The following is a 15872-nucleotide window of genomic DNA, read 5'->3' on the forward strand; positions in this document are numbered from 1 at the left end:
TTACTGCTATTTACATTAATATTATGTAAAATTTGCATATACATTGTGAAAAAAATGCATATTATTGTAAATTTCTATAAAACTAATAGGATGAATATTCTCCTTTTATTGATATATGTCATTAGTCACTATTTTGAAATGAGATAAACTTTCTCCTAAATTTTAAAAAAGGAGAATCAATGCGTGAATACAAAAGATACTGGCTCGCATTTGTTGCTGTGCTGGTAGTTTGCTTTAGTATTTTAGGCTACTATGGCGTTGAGGTTTATAGAAATTCGCCTCCAGTTGTAAATTTCACTGACGAAAATGGCAAGGTCGTAATCGACAAAGAGAGTATCTATAAAGGTCAAGAGGCTTGGCAAAGCATAGGCGGTATGCAAGTTGGCTCTGTTTGGGGACACGGGGCATATCAAGCGCCTGATTGGAGTGCGGACTGGCTTCACAAAGAGTTAGTTGCCTTTTTAGAGATCAAAGCTGATGAAATTTATCATCTAAAATACGCTGATCTAAATGACGAGCAAAAAGCAAATTTAAAGGTTTTGCTCAAAAAAGAGTATAGAGAAAATAGCGTAAAGGACGATAAATTTGTGCTAAGCGCTGATAGGCTAAAGGCAATAAGTCAAGTAGCTAGCGAGTATGCTGCGCTTTTTGGTAATGACCCTAAATTTAAGCCTTTAAGAGAAGCTTATGCGATGAAAGAAAATACGCTTCCAAATGCTAGCGACAGAGCCGATCTTAACAACTTTTTCTTCTGGTCAGCCTGGGCAACAGCGACAAACAGACCTGGTAGCGAGGCAACCTATACAAACAACTGGCCGCACGAACCACTAATCGATAACGTGCCAACAAGTGAGAATGTCTTTTGGTCGATTGCAAGCCTCGTGATACTTCTAGCTGGCATTGGCTTGCTTGTTTGGTTTAGCTCATTTTATGGCAAAAAAGACGATGAAAAGCTTGAGCCTATCAGCGAAGATCCACTTAAAAAGCTAAATTTAACACCATCACAAAAGGCGCTTAAAAAGTATCTCTTTGTCACGCTAGCGCTATTTGCGTTTCAAATTTTAATAGGCGGCTTTACAGCTCACTACACAGTCGAAGGACAAGAATTTTATGGCATAAATTTATCAGCCTACATCCCTTATTCGCTTGCTAGAACGTGGCATATACAAGCTAGTATCTTCTGGATAGCGACTGGATTTTTAGCAGCTGGATTATTTTTAGCCCCTATCATAAATGGCGGCAAGGATCCAAAATTTCAAAAGCTTGGTGTTGATCTGCTTTTTTACGCGCTACTTTTCCTTGTAGTTGGCAGTTTTGTGGGCGAATATTTAGCTATCGCAAACATCATGCCTATAAATTTAAGCTTCTGGCTTGGACATCAAGGATATGAATATATCGATCTTGGACGTGTTTGGCAGATCATTTTGTTTGTCGGTCTTGTCATCTGGATGCTTCTGCTTCTTCGTGGATTTGCAGGTGGGTTTAAAAACAAAGGCGATAAAAATTTACTTGCTATCTTTGCTATGTCGGCGGTTGCGGTTGGCTTATTTTACGGAGCAGGACTATTTTATGGTCAAAGAAGTCCGCTTCCAGTGATGGAGTACTGGCGCTGGTGGGTTGTACACCTTTGGGTTGAGGGCTTTTTTGAGGTATTTGCTACGGCTTCACTTGCCTTTGTCTTTGTTTCTTTAGGTCTTGTCTCAAAAAGATTTGCGACATTTTCAACGCTTGCAAGTGCGTCACTCTTTATGATAGGTGGGATCCCAGGCACCTTCCATCACCTCTACTTTGCAGGCACTACAACGCCTATAATGGCTATTGGTGCAAGCTTTTCAGCGCTTGAGGTCGTACCTTTAGTCTTGCTTGGAGCTGAGGCATATGAACACTACAAACTCCAGTTTGCTCAAAGCTGGGCTAAAACGCTTAAGTGGCCACTTTACTGCTTCATCGCAGTTGCCTTTTGGAATATGCTAGGTGCTGGCGTCTTTGGATTTTTGATAAATCCTCCGATTTCACTATTTTACATCCAAGGACTAAATACAACGCCAGTTCACGCACACACGGCACTATTTGGTGTTTATGGATTTTTGGCACTTGGCTTTGTTTGGCTTGTGGCTACTTATCTATTTAAAGGGCAAGAATTTGATGAAAATCTGATGAAAGTTGGCTTTTGGGGCTTAAATGCAGGCCTTATGCTAATGATCGTGCTTTCACTACTTCCAATAGGAATTTATCAAGCATTTGCAAGCTTGGAGCAGGGCATGTGGTATGCAAGAAGTGCTGAGCTTTTACAACAGTCACACTTGCAAAATTTAAGATGGTTAAGGATGCTTGGCGATACGATTTTAATAATCGGCGGCATCTGCTTCTTTGCTCAGCTTTTAAAATTTATGCTTAATAAAAAGGCTTAAATTTATGGGGGCGCTTTGCCCCTTTATTTAAGCTATCTTTTCATAAAATAGTGCAAATTTAAAGGATAGAAATGATGACATTTTTAAAGAGAATTTGCGTTACATTTGTCGTGCTTTTGCACCTGTTTTTAGCCCTTGTGGTTGATTTTTCATTTCCGCACTACGCAAGCGTGCAGATAACTGGTGGCGACGTAAAACGCATGGATAAAGATGGCATAATAGACGCCAAAAACCCAGCCGATGGGCCTGTAAGAGATGTCTATTTTATCTACACAAAAGATGCGAAAAACGCTGAAAAAGTTATGGCTTATAGAAACGAAGATACGGCGTGGGGCTTTCCATTTTATTTTAAATTTAACTCAGCCGACATCCAAGCCAAGGCTCAAGGCTTTACAAATAGCGATAAAAACGTCACTATCAAATACTACGGATATAGAATTTCTATGCTAAACGAGTTTAGAAACGCCATCTCTATAAAAGATAGCGGCACAAACACCAGCTGGCCTATCGCTAGCTACATACTTTACTTTATCTTATTTATCTCGCTTGTTATCTGGATAAGAAAGATAAACAAGGCTTTTGCGCCAAAAGTTGAAAATTTAGAGACAAAAAAAGAGGCTCTTTAATGTAGGGGCTTTATCAGCCCTTTTTGTTTATAAGATCAATGAGCCTAACATCTTCGCTTCTTACGATTAGGCTCTTTGGCAAGTTAAATTTAGCTATCACTTCGCACTCTTTCTCTCTCATCTGCCCATCATCTTTTTCGTGATCGAAGCCTAAGATATGCAGCAAGCCATGTGTGAAAAGTAGCGCAGTTTCGGCATCTTCGCTGTGATTTAGCTCGGCTGCTTTTTCTTTTACCATATCTTTGTTTATGACTATTGAGCCAAGTGGGGCATGGACGATAAGCTCAAGGGGAAAGCTTAAGACGTCGGTGGTTTTGTCTATACCACGCTCAGTTCTGTTTAGCTCTCTCATCTCATCTTTGTTGATAAAAACTAGCTCAACTTCACCAGGCGTTAGATATGAGCAAATTTGATCTAAAATTTCAGGATAACTCTCTTCGCAAAGTATCATTTTTGGCTTGTCCTTAGTAAATTTTTGTATAATTTTAGCAAATTTAAAGGGCAAAATATGAAAAAAGCAGTTTGTATAATGAGCGGCGGTATGGATAGCACGCTTTGCGCTGTGATGGCAAAAAGGGCTGGATATGATGTGGTTGCACTTCATTTTGACTATGGCCAAAGGACGATGAGGCGAGAGAAGCGCGCGTTTGACGAGATATGTGAGCAACTGGGCGCGGTTAAAAAGATAAACCTTGATGTTAGCTTCATCGCTCAAATAGGCGGAAATTCGCTAACTGATGCTAGCATGCAGATAAGAAAAGATGGCGTTAGCAAGGACGTGCCAAACACCTATGTGCCGTTTAGAAATGGCGTATTTATCTCAATCGCTGCTGCGCTTGCCGAAAAAGAAGGGGCACAGGCGATCTACATAGGTGTGGTCGAGGAGGATAGTTCTGGGTATCCTGACTGCAAAGAGAGCTTTATAAAAAGCATAAATGAGGCGATAAATTTAGGCACATCGGCTGATTTTTCTTGCGAGATCATAACGCCACTTGTAAATTTAAGCAAGGCTGATATCGTCTCAAAGTCGCTTGAGCTTAATTCACCAATAGAGCTAACATGGAGCTGCTACGAGAGCGAGGACGAGGCGTGTGGGCTTTGTGATAGCTGCAGGCTAAGGCTAAATGGCTTTAAAAAAGCAAATGCCGTTGATAAAATTCCTTATAAAAAGTGAAATTTGCCTTGAAATTTAAAAGCTAGCCACTATAAATTTAGTAGCTAGCCTAAAATTTACTCCAAATTTAGCTCGGCTATCTGTTTTGCAAGTTTCTCTTTGTACTCAGCCAAAGAGCTTTTGATGATATTTGCATAGTCATTTTGATTTACCAAAAGATACTCCTCTTTGCGTTTTACGACCGTGCTTAGCTCCTTATTATTTATGCTTAAAGTGGTGCTTATATCGGCATTTAGACCGACTTTTACCGCACCAAGCGTTAAGTAAGTCCAAAGTTTTTCTATCTTTGCATTGACGCTTATCGTATCCTTATCTACTTCGTTTTCATTTTTTACAATCTGGTAGCCATTACTTCTAAAGGCGTCCTCTATGCGCGCTCTTACTACGCTAGTTGTCCTTTGTTTATTTTCTAAAATGACGTTCCATAGCCCCTTGCCATAGCTGCTTCTAGTCCTGCCGATGTATTTTTGTTTCTCTTTTGCGCTAACTTCATTTACATTGTGCTTGTATAAAGATGGGGTGCTGGCTTGTTTTGGGTCGTTTTCAAAGGCTCTCACATCCTTGACGCTTTCGATGTAAATTTTTGTCTTTTTGCTAACATTTGAAGGTGCTTGCTCATCTGGCAAACTCACAAATATCCCCTTTGGAGCGCAGCCACAAAGCATAAAGGCGGCAAATATCGCTAGTAATAAATTTTTCATTTTCATCCTTTTAAATAAAATTTAAATGTAAATCGTTTTTTTGTAAATTTTATTAACTCCTTGTGCTAAATTTCAAATTTATATTTTGATATCCATAATCATAAAATCTTAAATTTAACAACTAAAATTTAAATTTAACTTTTCTTGACTGCTATCAACTAAAATAGCTAGCCATCTAGGATAAAATCCGCTTAAATTTTTAAATTCACAAGGAGAAAAGATGAAAGATATGAAGATGTTTTGCCATCAGTGCGAGATGAGCGCTGAGGATGGATGCGGTGCAAAGGGTCAGCCTATGGGCACCTGTGGCAAGAGCGACACGCTAGCACTTTTGCAAGATACGATGGTTTTTGGCTTAAAAGGCCTTAGTGCATACCGCCATCACGCGCACGAGCTTGGCGCTGATACTAGTAATGTCGATCGCGTTATGGCTGATACGCTTTATTTTACGCTTACAAACTCAAATTTCAACTTCGACGAGCACATCAAACAGCTTCTTGAAGTAGGCGGTGCTGGCGTTGAGGTGATGAACCTATTAAGCGAAGCTCACACAGCTAAATTTGGCATCCCAACACCAGTAAAAGTGAGCCAAAACAAAGTCGAGGGCAAGGCGATCTTAGTAAGTGGTCACAACTTGCATGCCCTAAAAGCGCTACTTGAGGCGACAAAAGATAAAGGCATCAACATCTACACTCACTCAGAGATGCTACCAGCTCACGGATACCCAGAACTACGCAAGTATAGCCACCTAAAAGGCAACGTCGGCAAGGCGTGGTTTGACCAAACTAAGCTATTTAACGAATTTAAAGGCGCGATACTAATGACAACAAACTGCATCGTGCCACTACGCTCAAACTGCACATACGCTGACAGGCTATTTGGCTACTCAATCGCAGGTACAAACGGCGTAAAACACATCGAAAACGACGACTTCACGCCACTTATCGAGTGCGCACTAGCCTGTGGCGACGTTAGCGGCTTTGATAGCGACGAGAGCCTAGTAACTGGCGGCCACTACAAGACTATCCTAACTTTAGCCCCTCAAATTTTAGAGGCGATCAACACAGGCAAGATCCGCAGATTTTTCGTCATCGCTGGCTGTGACGCGCCTGGCAAGGGACGTGAGTACTATAGAGAGCTAGCTGCTAGCCTTCCAAAAGACTGCGTGATACTTACTTCAAGCTGTGGTAAATTTAGATTTAACGACATCGACTTTGGCAACGTCCCAGGCACCGAGCTACCACGCTACATCGACCTTGGCCAGTGCAACGACAGCAACGGCGCAGTTAAGATCGCTCTTGCACTAAGCGAGGCAACAGGCATCGCAGTAAATGACCTACCAGTTTCTATCGTGCTAATGTGGATGGAGCAAAAAGCGGTCATCATCTTGCTAGCGCTATTTAGCCTTGGTATCAAAAATATCAACGTAGGACCAAGCTTGCCTAAATTTTTCAATGAAGAGATCATAAATTTCTTAGTGGATAAATTTAACGTTAGACCAATTAGCGGCGACGCGCAAGCTGATCTAAAATACTTCTTAGGTGAGTAAAAAACTGCCAGGGCTTAGGCTCTGGCTCTAAATTTAAAAGAGTCCGCCTTGCTCTTTGCTTTGACTTAAGCTATCAAGCAGATCTTCTTTTTTGCAAAGCACAAGGGCGTAGACGAAATTTTGTAGCTTCTTTATCTCGTCTAAATTTTCATAAAAAATGGCGTTTTCAACCTTTAGTGTGCTATCTTTTGGCAGGCAAAATTTAAGCTCGCTTTCGCTGAAATTTCGCCTTAGAAATATACTTTCAGTCAAAAATAACTCCTCGTCTTCTTCAGCTATCACCGCTCTAAAACTGCTACCAAAACCAACTGGCTTAAAGTCTTTGTCGATAAAGACTGGGTCAAAGTGCGATGAAATCCTGCTTTCTGTCACTTTAAAGCCGATATTATTTTTCTTAAGATAGCCAAGAAGTCCGCAAAACATCCCAGCAAAAACCCGGGGGATGGATAAATTTTGATAGTATTTGTCATCGTAAATGAGCGTTGTAAAAAAGATCGAGCTTGGATTTAGCACGCTTATGTTTGTGTCAGTCCAGGCTGTCTCGTAAAGTAGTGAGAGTCTTTGAAGTATCCTTGTATCGTCGCTAAAAAATGTGTCAAACAAATTTGCATGAAAAATTTTGTAAAAAAGCTCGGTTAAATTTTCAGGTATGACGTGGGCGTTTTTTTCAAGGTGCGACTTCTCTAAAAGCGCTTTTATGAAGGGATTGACCGCGCAAAATTTGATATTTTTGTGGATCGCCTCAAAGCGCATGAGCTTGATGATAGCCGTTTGCAGGCTTGCTACCTTGATAAAGGCTATCTCATCGTCGCTTGGCGTGATCTCCTCTTCGCTAATGATAGCGTAGGCGCCTTGCTTTATAGCAGGTGCGATCTGATCGCTTTGCGTAGCGATGAGAGCGTAGCCTCGTTTTATATTTTTAGCCTCAAACGCGAAGCTAGTCACGCTTGATATGCTTGGGTTGTTTAAAATTTGCCCATTTATTATGTGGGTTAAATTTTCTATCGTCATTTAGCCAACGATCGCGCCGTTTTTGACCTTGCCCTGCGTGCCAAGAAGCGTTAGCGAGCCGTCTGATGCGCTTAGGATCATGCCTTGTGAGACATATTTTTTCATCATCGTTCGCTCTTTTAAATTTGCTAAAACGCAAACTTGCTTGCCCACAAGCGAGCTAGGCTCGTAGTATTTGGCGATGCCTGATAAAATTTGACGTGGCTGCTCCTCGCCAAGGTCTATCTTAAATTTAAGCAGCTTCTCACTGCCCTCAACTTTCTCGCACTCGAGCACTTCGCCTACTTTTATCACAATTTTGGCAAAGTCATCGATGCTAATGATACCTTCTTCTTTTTTCTCCTCTTTTGGCTCAGCTTTTGCCTCTACTTTTGCTTCATCTTTTGGCTTGCTAGCCTCGCCCATTAGCTCTTTTTCTATCCTTGGGAAGAGTGGCTCAGTAGCTTTTGCCGCAAAATTTGAAATTTCATTTTTTAAGACAAGGCTTTCATAAGAGGCCGTATCTATGCTAAAGCCAAGCGTATCAGCTATCTTAGCGCAAGTTTTTGGCATAGCTGGGCTAAGCAGTATCGCCACTTTTGCAAGTAAATTTGCACAAAGTGCCACAAGTGCGTTTGCTTCGTCACTTTTGCCAGCTTTTACAAGCGACCATGGCTCATACTTCGCAACGGCTGCGTTTGCAAGCGTTACGACCTTCCAAAGATCCTCTAAATAGCGGTTTGTCGCTAAATTTTCTAAATTTTTAATTGCCTCATCAAGGTAGCCCTTCGCCTCATCAAGCTCGGCTTTGTGAAATTTGACCACGTCTTTTGAGTCGATCTTGTAGTCGCTATACTTTGCGCTCATGCCTACGATGCGGCTTAGCAAGTTGCCAAGTCCGTTGCCAAGCTCTGAGTTTATGCGCTCGATCAAGGCCTTTTGGCTGTAGTCTCCATCTTGTCCAAACGGCACCTCTCTAAGCAAAAAGTATCTGAAATTTTCAAGTCCATAAGCGTTTGCGACCTCTCTTGGGTTGATGACGTTGCCCTTGCTTTTGCTCATCTTTTCGCCATCTATCGTCCACCAGCCGTGCGCTGCGACGTGTTTTGGTAGTGGCAAGCCAAGGCTCATCAAAAATGCCGGCCAATAAACTGCGTGAAAACGCAAAATGTCTTTGCCAACGATGTGTGTGGTGTGCGGCCAAAAGTCCATTCTAGCGTTATCTCTTGAGTATCCTAGTGTTGTTAAGTAGTTTATGAGTGCGTCAAGCCAGACATACATAACGTGCTTGTCGTCGTTTGCGCTCTTTGGTAGCTTTATGCCCCAGTCAAAGCTCGTTCTTGTCACAGATAGATCTTTTAGCCCACCTTTTACAAAGCTTACGACCTCGTTTTTCTTACCCTTTGGGATGACGCAAAGCTCGTCGTTTTCATACCATTTTAAAAGTGCGTCTTCGTATTTTGAAAGCTTGAAAAAGTAGCTCTCTTCTTTAACCAAAGATGTCACGCGGCCGCAGTCTGGACAGCGGTTGTCCTCAAGTAGGTCTCTTTGGTTAAAAAATGTCTCGCAGCTAACGCAGTAAAAGCCCTCGTACTCGCCTTTGTATATATCGCCATTTGCTTGCATCTTTTCAAAGACATTTTGCACGGTTTGCTTGTGCTCTTCGTCGGTCGTCCTTATGAAGTGGTCGTAGCTTATCTCAAATTCGTCCCAAAGCGATCTAAATTTCGCACTGATCTCATCAGCGTACTCTTTTGGCGTTTTGCCTCTAGCGCGAGCTGCTTGCTCGATCTTTTGACCATGCTCATCTGTGCCAGTCATGAAGTAGGTCTCTTTGCCTTGCAAACGGTTAAATCTAGCAAGTGTGTCAGCGATGATAGTCGTGTAGGCGTGGCCGATGTGTGGCACGTCATTTACGTAATAAATCGGAGTGGTTATATAAGCTTTTTCTTTCATATTTTTCCTTTAAATTTAAAAATCAAATCCGCCGTCACTGCCGGTGTTGCCTTTTGACATCGAGTTGTAGCAGCTATTTACATACTCTATCCTCGTCTCGCAGTCAAAAAATGCCTCGCAGTTAAAACAGCTTTTGCGACCTTTTTGCTCTTGGCACTCTTGCATGATCTTTGCCTTTTGCTTTAGGGCTAGCTCAAATGCGTCAAGTGGCTCGTTTGCTTGTGCTTCTTGCATTATTTTTGCTCGTAAAATTTATGCAAAAGAGAAATTTCATCACGTGAGCCAAAGAAGCATGGCGTTGTTTGGTGAATTTTTTCTATTTTTATATCAAAAAGTGTTTGATTTTTGCCATCTGTCGTTGCGCCCTTTGCGTTTTCATATATAAAGGCAAATGGCAACACTTCAAAGACAACCCTTAGCTTGCCATTTGGATGATCGCTTGTTGCTGGGTAGCTAAAAAGACCGCCGCCTTTTAGTAAAATTTGATGCAAGTCGCTCACCATCGCACCTGAGTATCTTAGCCTGTAGCCCTCGTTAAATAGCTCGTTTATGAAGTTTCTATGAGTTTGGCTCCAGCCTTTTTGCGTAGCTCCCGTGGCGTTTAGCTTGCCTTTTTCTTTTAGCTCAAGCTCTTTTACAAATTTAAACTCGCCATCTTTGCCAAGCCTATAAAATTTAGGCAAAGCGCCCTTTTTCTCAGCAATCACTAGCTCAAGTCTTGGACCATATATGCTGTAAGCTGCGGCTATTAAATTTTCTGGTTTTACCTCGTCTTCGTATATGCCAAAGATCGAGCCAACAGCAAAATTTACATCAACTAAGCTTGAGCCATCAAGCGGATCATAAGCGATTATAAATTTAGCGTTTTTATTTATCTCAAGCTCGTCCTCTTTCTCTTCGCTAATTAGCGCTTTTACGCATGAAAGCTGCTTAAATTTAGCCGTGATGATCTCGTCACTTTTAACGTCAAGCTTTAGCTGGGTGTCGCCAGTTGCGTTTTCGTGAGTTGTATAGCCAAGATCGGCATATTTTATGACCTCGCTTATCTCTTTTGCGATATCTTTAACGGTGTTAAAAATTTGGTTTAGTTCTTGCATTATACAGCCTTTGCATTTTTGATTATCCACGCACAAATGGCGTCTATATCGTCTAAATTTAGATTTGTGATCTCGTAGGGGATCTGCTTTTTATAAGTGGCGATCGCATCTGAAAAGCTAAGATAAGCTTCATCGATCTCGCCTCTAAAGACGCTTAGTCTTGGCAGTGGCAGTGTCTTTAGCCCCTCGACTAAGAGCATATCAAACTCACCGATCATCCTTATGACCTCGTCTATGCCTTGCGAGCTTTGTGAAAAGTAAGTCGTTCTAGTCGGACTCATCACGACTACGTCAGCTCCTGCCTGAGAAAATTTAAAGCTATCCTTGCCTTCAACGTCAAATTTGGCCTTGTCGCCTGGGTCGTGCTTGACTACAACGACCTTTAGCCCATCATCTATAAATTTTTTTGCGACTTTTAAGATAAGCGTCGTTTTTCCGCTATTTGAAGGGCCAGAAAAAGCAATGGCAAGTCTTTTCATAAGAGCCTTTTTCGTTAAAATTTCTTGCGATTATAGCTCATATTGGCTTTAAAATTTATGAGTGAAATTTAAAAAATAAAATGCTAAAATGCGAGAAAATTTAATATTTTAAGAGTTTTTTATGAGAAAATTTACACTATTTTTTATATTTATTTTGATGATATTTGGCTGCGCCGATCAAAAAGTGATCGTGCATGAGCCACTAAAAAATGAGCTTTTAGCCTACACAAGCAAGAGTGAGATCATCGATGGCACCGATAGAACGCTTATAATCGCAACCTATCTAAATCCAATATATAACTCAAATTTAGACGAGAGTAAAGAGCACTTTTTAGTAGCCATAAACCCAAAAGAGCATGCGCAAAATTTGAGCAATATAAAGGTAAATGGCGACTCAAATGCCACAAATGCAAGGCTGCTTGATGAAAGTGACGAGATGCTTAAATTTGCTGGATTTTCTATGCCTTGGGCGGTCTATTACGAAGTGACCGCACCAAGTAAGCAAAGTGACGATCTCGCGCTTAGTTTCGAAATTTATCAGTCAAAGCCGGTTTTGTTAAATTTTCGAAAAGTTGCGAAATCTTTATACTGGAACCATTAAGCGCCATATAGATCACATAGTTTGCAAGCACCTTCTTGCCGTAGTTTCTAGTCTCAGCCACTGGGACTAGCTCGATCGATAAAAACGGCTCAAATTTTCCCTCTTTAAACATATCATCTCTTGTGATGACCTTTTTGGTAAAACCGATACCACCGTTATACGCGTATGCGGTAAAGAGTGGATGATAAAGAAATTTATCAAGGTAGTTTAGGTGGTGATTTGCAAATTTAAATGCAACATCAGTTTTAAAAAGATCGTCTTGGTCAAAATTTGGAATTTTTAGCTCTTTTTTGCCGATCGCATTTGCAAGAAATGGCATAAACTGCATCATGCCAAGGGCGTAAGAGGTAGAAACGACGCTTGGGATAAAGAGGCTCTCTTGCCTTGCTAGTGCGTAGATCATCGACTTTCGCTCAGTGCTGATGCCCTCAAGCTCTGGTGAGCTTGGCATCAAAAAGTACTGCTTCTCCCAGCCGTGCGCCTTTTGCATGAAGTATGCGTATGCGCCGATGCTCTCGTTTGTGTAAAATCTCATTGCAAATTCGCTTGCCTGCGTGGCGTTCATATCCTTTGCAAGGGCAGCGGTTTTGTTCCATAAAAACGGATCGCTCACATCAAAATTTTCGATATTTTGCTTGCTAGGTCTTGGTACGATCACTTCAAGCGGTTCGCCACCGACCAAATCTCTTGCGTAAAGTGAGTAGATATTTGCATCTTTACTAGAGCTTAGCTCTTTTAAAAAACTCTCATCGCCGCTTAGCTCATACTGCCAAAATGTGGCATTGTCCCTTTGCCAAGCCCTATCAAAGGTATTTTTAGCTCTTGTGAAAAAGCTAAATGCAACGTCATTTTGACCAAGCAAGATGGCGTTTAGTCCAAGTGTAAATGCGTCACTTTTTTCAGTTACAGCTGGATCTATGCTAAGTAAATTTCTTCTAAAGCTTTCATATTTTTTATTAAAGACTACATCGTTTAGTAAATTTGTAAAGCCCTTTTGCATGTAGAGCTTGTTCATAAAATTTGCTTCAAAATTTACGCTAAAAAGAGCACTTTTGCTTTGCGGACTTGAAGCGTTAAAAAGCTCTAAAAAGCTCTTTGTATCATTTGCATTTGCAAAGCTAAGAGCCGGGTTTGGCTCGTTTAAAGTGCGTAAAATTCTAGCTTTTTCTGAATTTGTATTTGCAAGATTTGCCGCTAAAATTTCACGAGTTTTGCTATCAAGTTTTAGAGAAAAGCTCATCGTTGTTAGTAAATTTTGGCAAGCCAAGCTAGCACTTGTGATGTTGCTTGCGCTTATGCCAGGGCATTTGCTAGGGGCTGCTTTGGGAGGTAAAATTTTATTGATTGATTTTTGAACTAAGCCGCTTTTTCTAAAAACGTCGCGTGAAAGCTCTGCTATCTGCTCCTTTGTGTAGCTACCCTCGTTTATAAGGCGGTTTATGTAGTAGTCTTTTGCAAGGCTTTTTGGCTCGTTTTTTAGCTCCTCGTAGGTGTAAATTTTAGCTAAAAGAGCAACGCAGGCTAAAGAGAGGATACTAAAGTGACGCAGCAAAAACAAATAAAAGCCTTATTAAAAATTGATCTATGAGTTGAAGTGCTAAAAGCACGATGAGCGGGGCAAAGTCGATGCCGTTAAATTCTGTTTTGATGTAGCGTCTGATGAAGCTATAAACAGGATCAGTCAGCCTATAAAGTAGCTGCACGACTGGCGAGCTAGGATCAGGCTTGACCCAGCTAATGAGAGCCGCTGCGATGACGATCCACGTATATACCGTGATGATAAGGTGCAAAATGTTTGCGACCGCTGAAAATAGGGTGGAAAGTATCATTTTTGCTCCTAGATTAAAATTTTGCCTAGATCATCTTTGATCAGTGGATAGAGCTCGCTTAGCTCAGGGCCGTGAAGGTCGTTTGTAAGAAGCGCACGTAGCGGCATGAAAAAGTTTTTGCCTTTTAAATTTGTAGCGCTCATAAGCTCTTTTTTAAACTCATCAAAGCTCTCGCACGGTTTTAAATTACGAGCTGCTTTTTTGATGATCTCAAATTCGTTTTTATACTCGTCTGGAGCTATTTTTGGTGAGTATATAGCCTCTACTTTTGCCTTTATCTCAGGCACTAGAGAGCTTTCTTGAGTATAAAATTTAACTAGCTCAACCTTGCTATCATCCACGCCAAAGATCTCCTTTATGCGCTCTTTTGAAGCAAGCTTTATGTGTTCTCTATTTATCTGCTCAAGCTTTTTCACGTCAAATCTAGCAGGTGAGCGTGAAATTTTAGTTATATCAAACCACTTCACTGCATCTTCTATCGTAAAAATTTCAGTTGGAGTTTTGTTGCCAAGAAGTATCAGATAGTTTGCGATCGCCTCAGGTAAAAATCCCTGCTCAAAGAGCCATTTTACGCTTGATTCGTTCTCGCGTTTGCTCATTTTTTTGCCCTCTATATTTAAAAGGATAGGTAAATGCGCGTAGTTCATCTTGCCAGTGTAGCCAAGACCCTCGCGTATGAGGTCTTGCTTTGGTGTGTTGCTCACGTGATCCTCGCCGCGTATGACAAAGGTCACGCCCTCAAGCATATCATCAACCGCGCAGGCGAAGTTATAAGTCGGAGTTTTGTCCGCTCTCATGATGACAAAGCTATCAACGGCGTCTGGTTCAAAGCTTAGCTCGCCTTTGATCGCATCTGTAAAGCTCATCGTGCGTGTTGGTTTTTTCATGCGGATGACAAATGGCTTCTCGCAGTTTAAAACTTCAGCGTCGCTTAGTCTCTCGCAGGTGCCGTCATATCTATATGCCACGCCTTGCTCTTTTGCTTTTTGTTTTTTTGCTTCGAGCTCTTCTTCGGTGCAAAAGCAGGCAAAGGCTTTTTTATCGATGAGAAGCTTTGATGCAAGCTGTCTGTGGAATTTTAAATTTTCACTTTGGATGTAAATTTGTTCTGGTTTTATGCCAAATTTGCTCAAAATTTCTAAGATATCTTTCTCTTTTCCCTCGATATTTCGCTCTTTGTCGGTATCTTCTATGCGTAAAATAAAGCCACTTTTATCTTGCAAAGAACAAATATAGTTGAAAATAGCAGCACGTAAATTTCCTATGTGCATATCTCCTGTTGGAGAGGGTGCAAAACGATACATAAGCTCATTCCTTACGTTAAATTTGAAGTTTGGATTATAACACTCGCTTGATAAATTTAAAGTTATGTAATTTTAAATTTTTAGGCTAAGCAAAGCATATTTTTTATAAAATCCGCACGAAAATTTAACTATTTATAGGAGAAAGAATGAGTTTGATCAGCGAATTTAAAGAATTTGCGATGCGCGGAAATGTCATAGATATGGCAGTTGGTGTTGTTATCGGTGGGGCATTTGGAAAGATCGTTTCATCGCTAGTTGGTGATATTATCATGCCAGTGGTTGGTGTTATAACAGGCGGTGTAAATTTCACTGATCTTAAGCTAACATTAAAAGAAGCAGCAGAAGGTGCGCCAGCTGTTACGATAAACTATGGCTCATTTATACAAACAATGGTTGATTTTTTAATCATTGCGTTTTGTATTTTTTGCGTCATCAAAGCTTTAAATACACTTAAAAATAAACTACCAAAAGAAGAAGAGGCAGCTCCTGCAGAGCCTGAAACTCCTGCTGATATAGCACTTCTAACTGAGATCAGAGATCTTCTTAAAAAATAAATTCTTAAATCAAAGGGAGAAAGCTCCCTTTGAAATCCGTTAAATTTTGTCCTATTTTTTATGCTAAAATGCTTTTTTATCTTAAAAGCGAGTGAAATATGATAAAACAAATCCCATTTTTTCAAGGTCTTAGTGCCGATGACCTAGCCAAACTTGAAGCAATCAGTGTTGTTAAAAAATACAAAAAAGGCGAGTTTTTATTTATAGAGGGCGAGGAGCCAAAGTGGCTTACATTTTTGATAACTGGCTCGGTTAAACTTTATAAAACTACGGCAAATGGCAAGGAAATTTTTATCCATCAGCTTGCACCTATGAATTTTGTAGCTGAAGTTGTAAATTTTGAAAATATACCTTATCCAGCAAGCGCCATTTTTACTATCTCTGGTGAAGTTTTAAAGATAAATTATGAAAAATTTGAAACACAATTTTTGACAAAGCCAGAAATTTGCATGAAATTTCTAAAATCAATGGCTCAAAAGATAAGAATAACAACAAATTTACTCCACCAAGAACTAATACTTAGCTCCGAAGAGAAGGTGGCTAGGTTCATTTTAAATCATGAAGATCTATTTAATGAACTAAAACATACAAAAATTTCATC

The 15872-nt window shown here is 40.6% G+C and carries 17 protein-coding genes; 7 read left to right on the plus strand and 10 right to left on the minus strand.

Annotation, left to right across the window (positions count from 1 at the left end):
* Positions 1 to 179: 179 nt before the first annotated feature.
* Together F3G86_RS07795 and F3G86_RS07800 are read left to right on the plus strand one after the other, a co-directional pair.
* Positions 180 to 2411, plus strand: a complete 2232-nt coding sequence (locus tag F3G86_RS07795) for a nitric-oxide reductase large subunit (protein ID WP_149723543.1) — start codon at positions 180 to 182, stop codon at positions 2409 to 2411.
* Between the two features lie 71 nt (positions 2412 to 2482).
* The gene (locus F3G86_RS07800) at positions 2483 to 3037 is read left to right on the plus strand and encodes a DUF1523 family protein (protein ID WP_103569855.1); all 555 of its coding nucleotides are present in this window, start codon (positions 2483 to 2485) and stop codon (positions 3035 to 3037) included.
* A gap of 13 nt (positions 3038 to 3050) precedes the next feature.
* Here F3G86_RS07800 and ybeY read toward each other — a convergent pair whose 3' ends face one another.
* Positions 3051 to 3488, minus strand: coding sequence for an rRNA maturation RNase YbeY (ybeY, locus tag F3G86_RS07805; RefSeq protein ID WP_149723544.1), 438 nt, complete (start codon positions 3486 to 3488; stop codon positions 3051 to 3053).
* Between the two features lie 24 nt (positions 3489 to 3512).
* Here ybeY and queC point away from each other — a divergent pair, with 24 nt between their 5' ends.
* Complete coding sequence (queC, locus tag F3G86_RS07810; protein ID WP_149723545.1) at positions 3513 to 4211, plus strand: 7-cyano-7-deazaguanine synthase QueC; 699 nt, start codon at positions 3513 to 3515, stop codon at positions 4209 to 4211.
* A gap of 56 nt (positions 4212 to 4267) precedes the next feature.
* Here the strand turns inward: queC and F3G86_RS07815 are convergent, their stop codons facing one another.
* The gene (locus tag F3G86_RS07815; RefSeq protein WP_149723546.1) at positions 4268 to 4912 is read right to left on the minus strand and encodes a YajG family lipoprotein; all 645 of its coding nucleotides are present in this window, start codon (positions 4910 to 4912) and stop codon (positions 4268 to 4270) included.
* Positions 4913 to 5132: 220 nt separating this feature from the next.
* Here F3G86_RS07815 and hcp point away from each other — a divergent pair, with 220 nt between their 5' ends.
* Entirely contained in the window at positions 5133 to 6461 is a 1329-nt protein-coding gene (gene hcp / locus F3G86_RS07820; RefSeq protein ID WP_149723547.1) for a hydroxylamine reductase, read from the plus strand.
* Between the two features lie 33 nt (positions 6462 to 6494).
* Here the strand turns inward: hcp and F3G86_RS07825 are convergent, their stop codons facing one another.
* The 5 genes from F3G86_RS07825 to mobB are packed head-to-tail and all read right to left on the minus strand — an operon-like array spanning position 6495 to position 10983.
* Positions 6495 to 7472, minus strand: a complete 978-nt coding sequence (locus F3G86_RS07825; RefSeq protein ID WP_149723548.1) for a ferrochelatase — start codon at positions 7470 to 7472, stop codon at positions 6495 to 6497.
* Positions 7473 to 9407 (minus strand): methionine--tRNA ligase, encoded by a 1935-nt coding sequence (metG, locus tag F3G86_RS07830; RefSeq protein WP_149723549.1) that lies wholly within the window; start codon positions 9405 to 9407, stop codon positions 7473 to 7475.
* Between the two features lie 15 nt (positions 9408 to 9422).
* Complete coding sequence (locus F3G86_RS07835; protein WP_002940116.1) at positions 9423 to 9641, minus strand: hypothetical protein; 219 nt, start codon at positions 9639 to 9641, stop codon at positions 9423 to 9425.
* On the minus strand, positions 9641 to 10504 hold the full coding sequence (locus F3G86_RS07840) for a class 1 fructose-bisphosphatase (protein WP_262974880.1): 864 nt from the start codon (positions 10502 to 10504) through the stop codon (positions 9641 to 9643). The genes F3G86_RS07835 and F3G86_RS07840 overlap by 1 nt, the downstream gene beginning before the upstream one ends.
* Positions 10504 to 10983 carry a molybdopterin-guanine dinucleotide biosynthesis protein B gene (gene mobB / locus F3G86_RS07845; RefSeq protein ID WP_021092954.1) on the minus strand — a complete coding sequence of 160 codons (480 nt, stop codon included), beginning with the start codon at positions 10981 to 10983 and terminating at the stop codon, positions 10504 to 10506. Before mobB ends, F3G86_RS07840 begins: the two co-directional genes overlap by 1 nt.
* Before the next feature lie 121 nt (positions 10984 to 11104).
* Here mobB and F3G86_RS07850 point away from each other — a divergent pair, with 121 nt between their 5' ends.
* The gene (locus F3G86_RS07850; RefSeq protein WP_035145228.1) at positions 11105 to 11584 is read left to right on the plus strand and encodes a hypothetical protein; all 480 of its coding nucleotides are present in this window, start codon (positions 11105 to 11107) and stop codon (positions 11582 to 11584) included.
* Here the strand turns inward: F3G86_RS07850 and F3G86_RS07855 are convergent.
* The 3 genes from F3G86_RS07855 to gltX are packed head-to-tail and all read right to left on the minus strand — an operon-like array spanning position 11505 to position 14717.
* Entirely contained in the window at positions 11505 to 13142 is a 1638-nt protein-coding gene (locus tag F3G86_RS07855; protein WP_149723551.1) for a lytic transglycosylase domain-containing protein, read from the minus strand. The genes F3G86_RS07850 and F3G86_RS07855 overlap by 80 nt on opposite strands.
* Positions 13120 to 13413, minus strand: coding sequence for a YggT family protein (locus tag F3G86_RS07860; RefSeq protein ID WP_021084756.1), 294 nt, complete (start codon positions 13411 to 13413; stop codon positions 13120 to 13122). Before F3G86_RS07860 ends, F3G86_RS07855 begins: the two co-directional genes overlap by 23 nt.
* An 8-nt stretch (positions 13414 to 13421) precedes the next feature.
* Positions 13422 to 14717, minus strand: a complete 1296-nt coding sequence (gltX, locus tag F3G86_RS07865; RefSeq protein WP_103643269.1) for a glutamate--tRNA ligase — start codon at positions 14715 to 14717, stop codon at positions 13422 to 13424.
* A 146-nt stretch (positions 14718 to 14863) separates the two neighbouring features.
* Between gltX and mscL the strand changes: the two genes are divergently transcribed.
* Together mscL and F3G86_RS07875 are read left to right on the plus strand one after the other, a co-directional pair.
* Positions 14864 to 15271, plus strand: coding sequence for a large-conductance mechanosensitive channel protein MscL (mscL, locus tag F3G86_RS07870; RefSeq protein WP_103590823.1), 408 nt, complete (start codon positions 14864 to 14866; stop codon positions 15269 to 15271).
* A gap of 98 nt (positions 15272 to 15369) precedes the next feature.
* The coding region (locus tag F3G86_RS07875; protein ID WP_149723625.1) for a Crp/Fnr family transcriptional regulator at positions 15370 to 15872 on the plus strand (503 nt) is incomplete at its 3' end.

The organism is Campylobacter concisus (genome assembly GCF_902460595.1).
Lineage (GTDB): Bacteria > Campylobacterota > Campylobacteria > Campylobacterales > Campylobacteraceae > Campylobacter_A > Campylobacter_A concisus_BL.

Excerpts from the sequence above, each read along its gene's own strand:
- F3G86_RS07795 (WP_149723543.1), top strand. The coding sequence starts at position 180 with ATGCGTGAATACAAAAGATACTGGCTCGCATTTGTTGCTGTGCTGGTA.
- F3G86_RS07800 (WP_103569855.1), top strand. The coding sequence starts at position 2,483 with ATGATGACATTTTTAAAGAGAATTTGCGTTACATTTGTCGTGCTTTTG.
- ybeY (WP_149723544.1), bottom strand. The coding sequence starts at position 3,488 with ATGATACTTTGCGAAGAGAGTTATCCTGAAATTTTAGATCAAATTTGC.
- F3G86_RS07815 (WP_149723546.1), bottom strand. The coding sequence starts at position 4,912 with ATGAAAAATTTATTACTAGCGATATTTGCCGCCTTTATGCTTTGTGGC.
- hcp (WP_149723547.1), top strand. The coding sequence starts at position 5,133 with ATGAAAGATATGAAGATGTTTTGCCATCAGTGCGAGATGAGCGCTGAG.
- F3G86_RS07825 (WP_149723548.1), bottom strand. The coding sequence starts at position 7,472 with ATGACGATAGAAAATTTAACCCACATAATAAATGGGCAAATTTTAAAC.
- metG (WP_149723549.1), bottom strand. The coding sequence starts at position 9,407 with ATGAAAGAAAAAGCTTATATAACCACTCCGATTTATTACGTAAATGAC.
- F3G86_RS07835 (WP_002940116.1), bottom strand. The coding sequence starts at position 9,641 with ATGCAAGAAGCACAAGCAAACGAGCCACTTGACGCATTTGAGCTAGCC.
- F3G86_RS07840 (WP_262974880.1), bottom strand. The coding sequence starts at position 10,504 with ATGCAAGAACTAAACCAAATTTTTAACACCGTTAAAGATATCGCAAAA.
- mobB (WP_021092954.1), bottom strand. The coding sequence starts at position 10,983 with ATGAAAAGACTTGCCATTGCTTTTTCTGGCCCTTCAAATAGCGGAAAA.
- F3G86_RS07850 (WP_035145228.1), top strand. The coding sequence starts at position 11,105 with ATGAGAAAATTTACACTATTTTTTATATTTATTTTGATGATATTTGGC.
- F3G86_RS07860 (WP_021084756.1), bottom strand. The coding sequence starts at position 13,413 with ATGATACTTTCCACCCTATTTTCAGCGGTCGCAAACATTTTGCACCTT.
- gltX (WP_103643269.1), bottom strand. The coding sequence starts at position 14,717 with ATGTATCGTTTTGCACCCTCTCCAACAGGAGATATGCACATAGGAAAT.
- mscL (WP_103590823.1), top strand. The coding sequence starts at position 14,864 with ATGAGTTTGATCAGCGAATTTAAAGAATTTGCGATGCGCGGAAATGTC.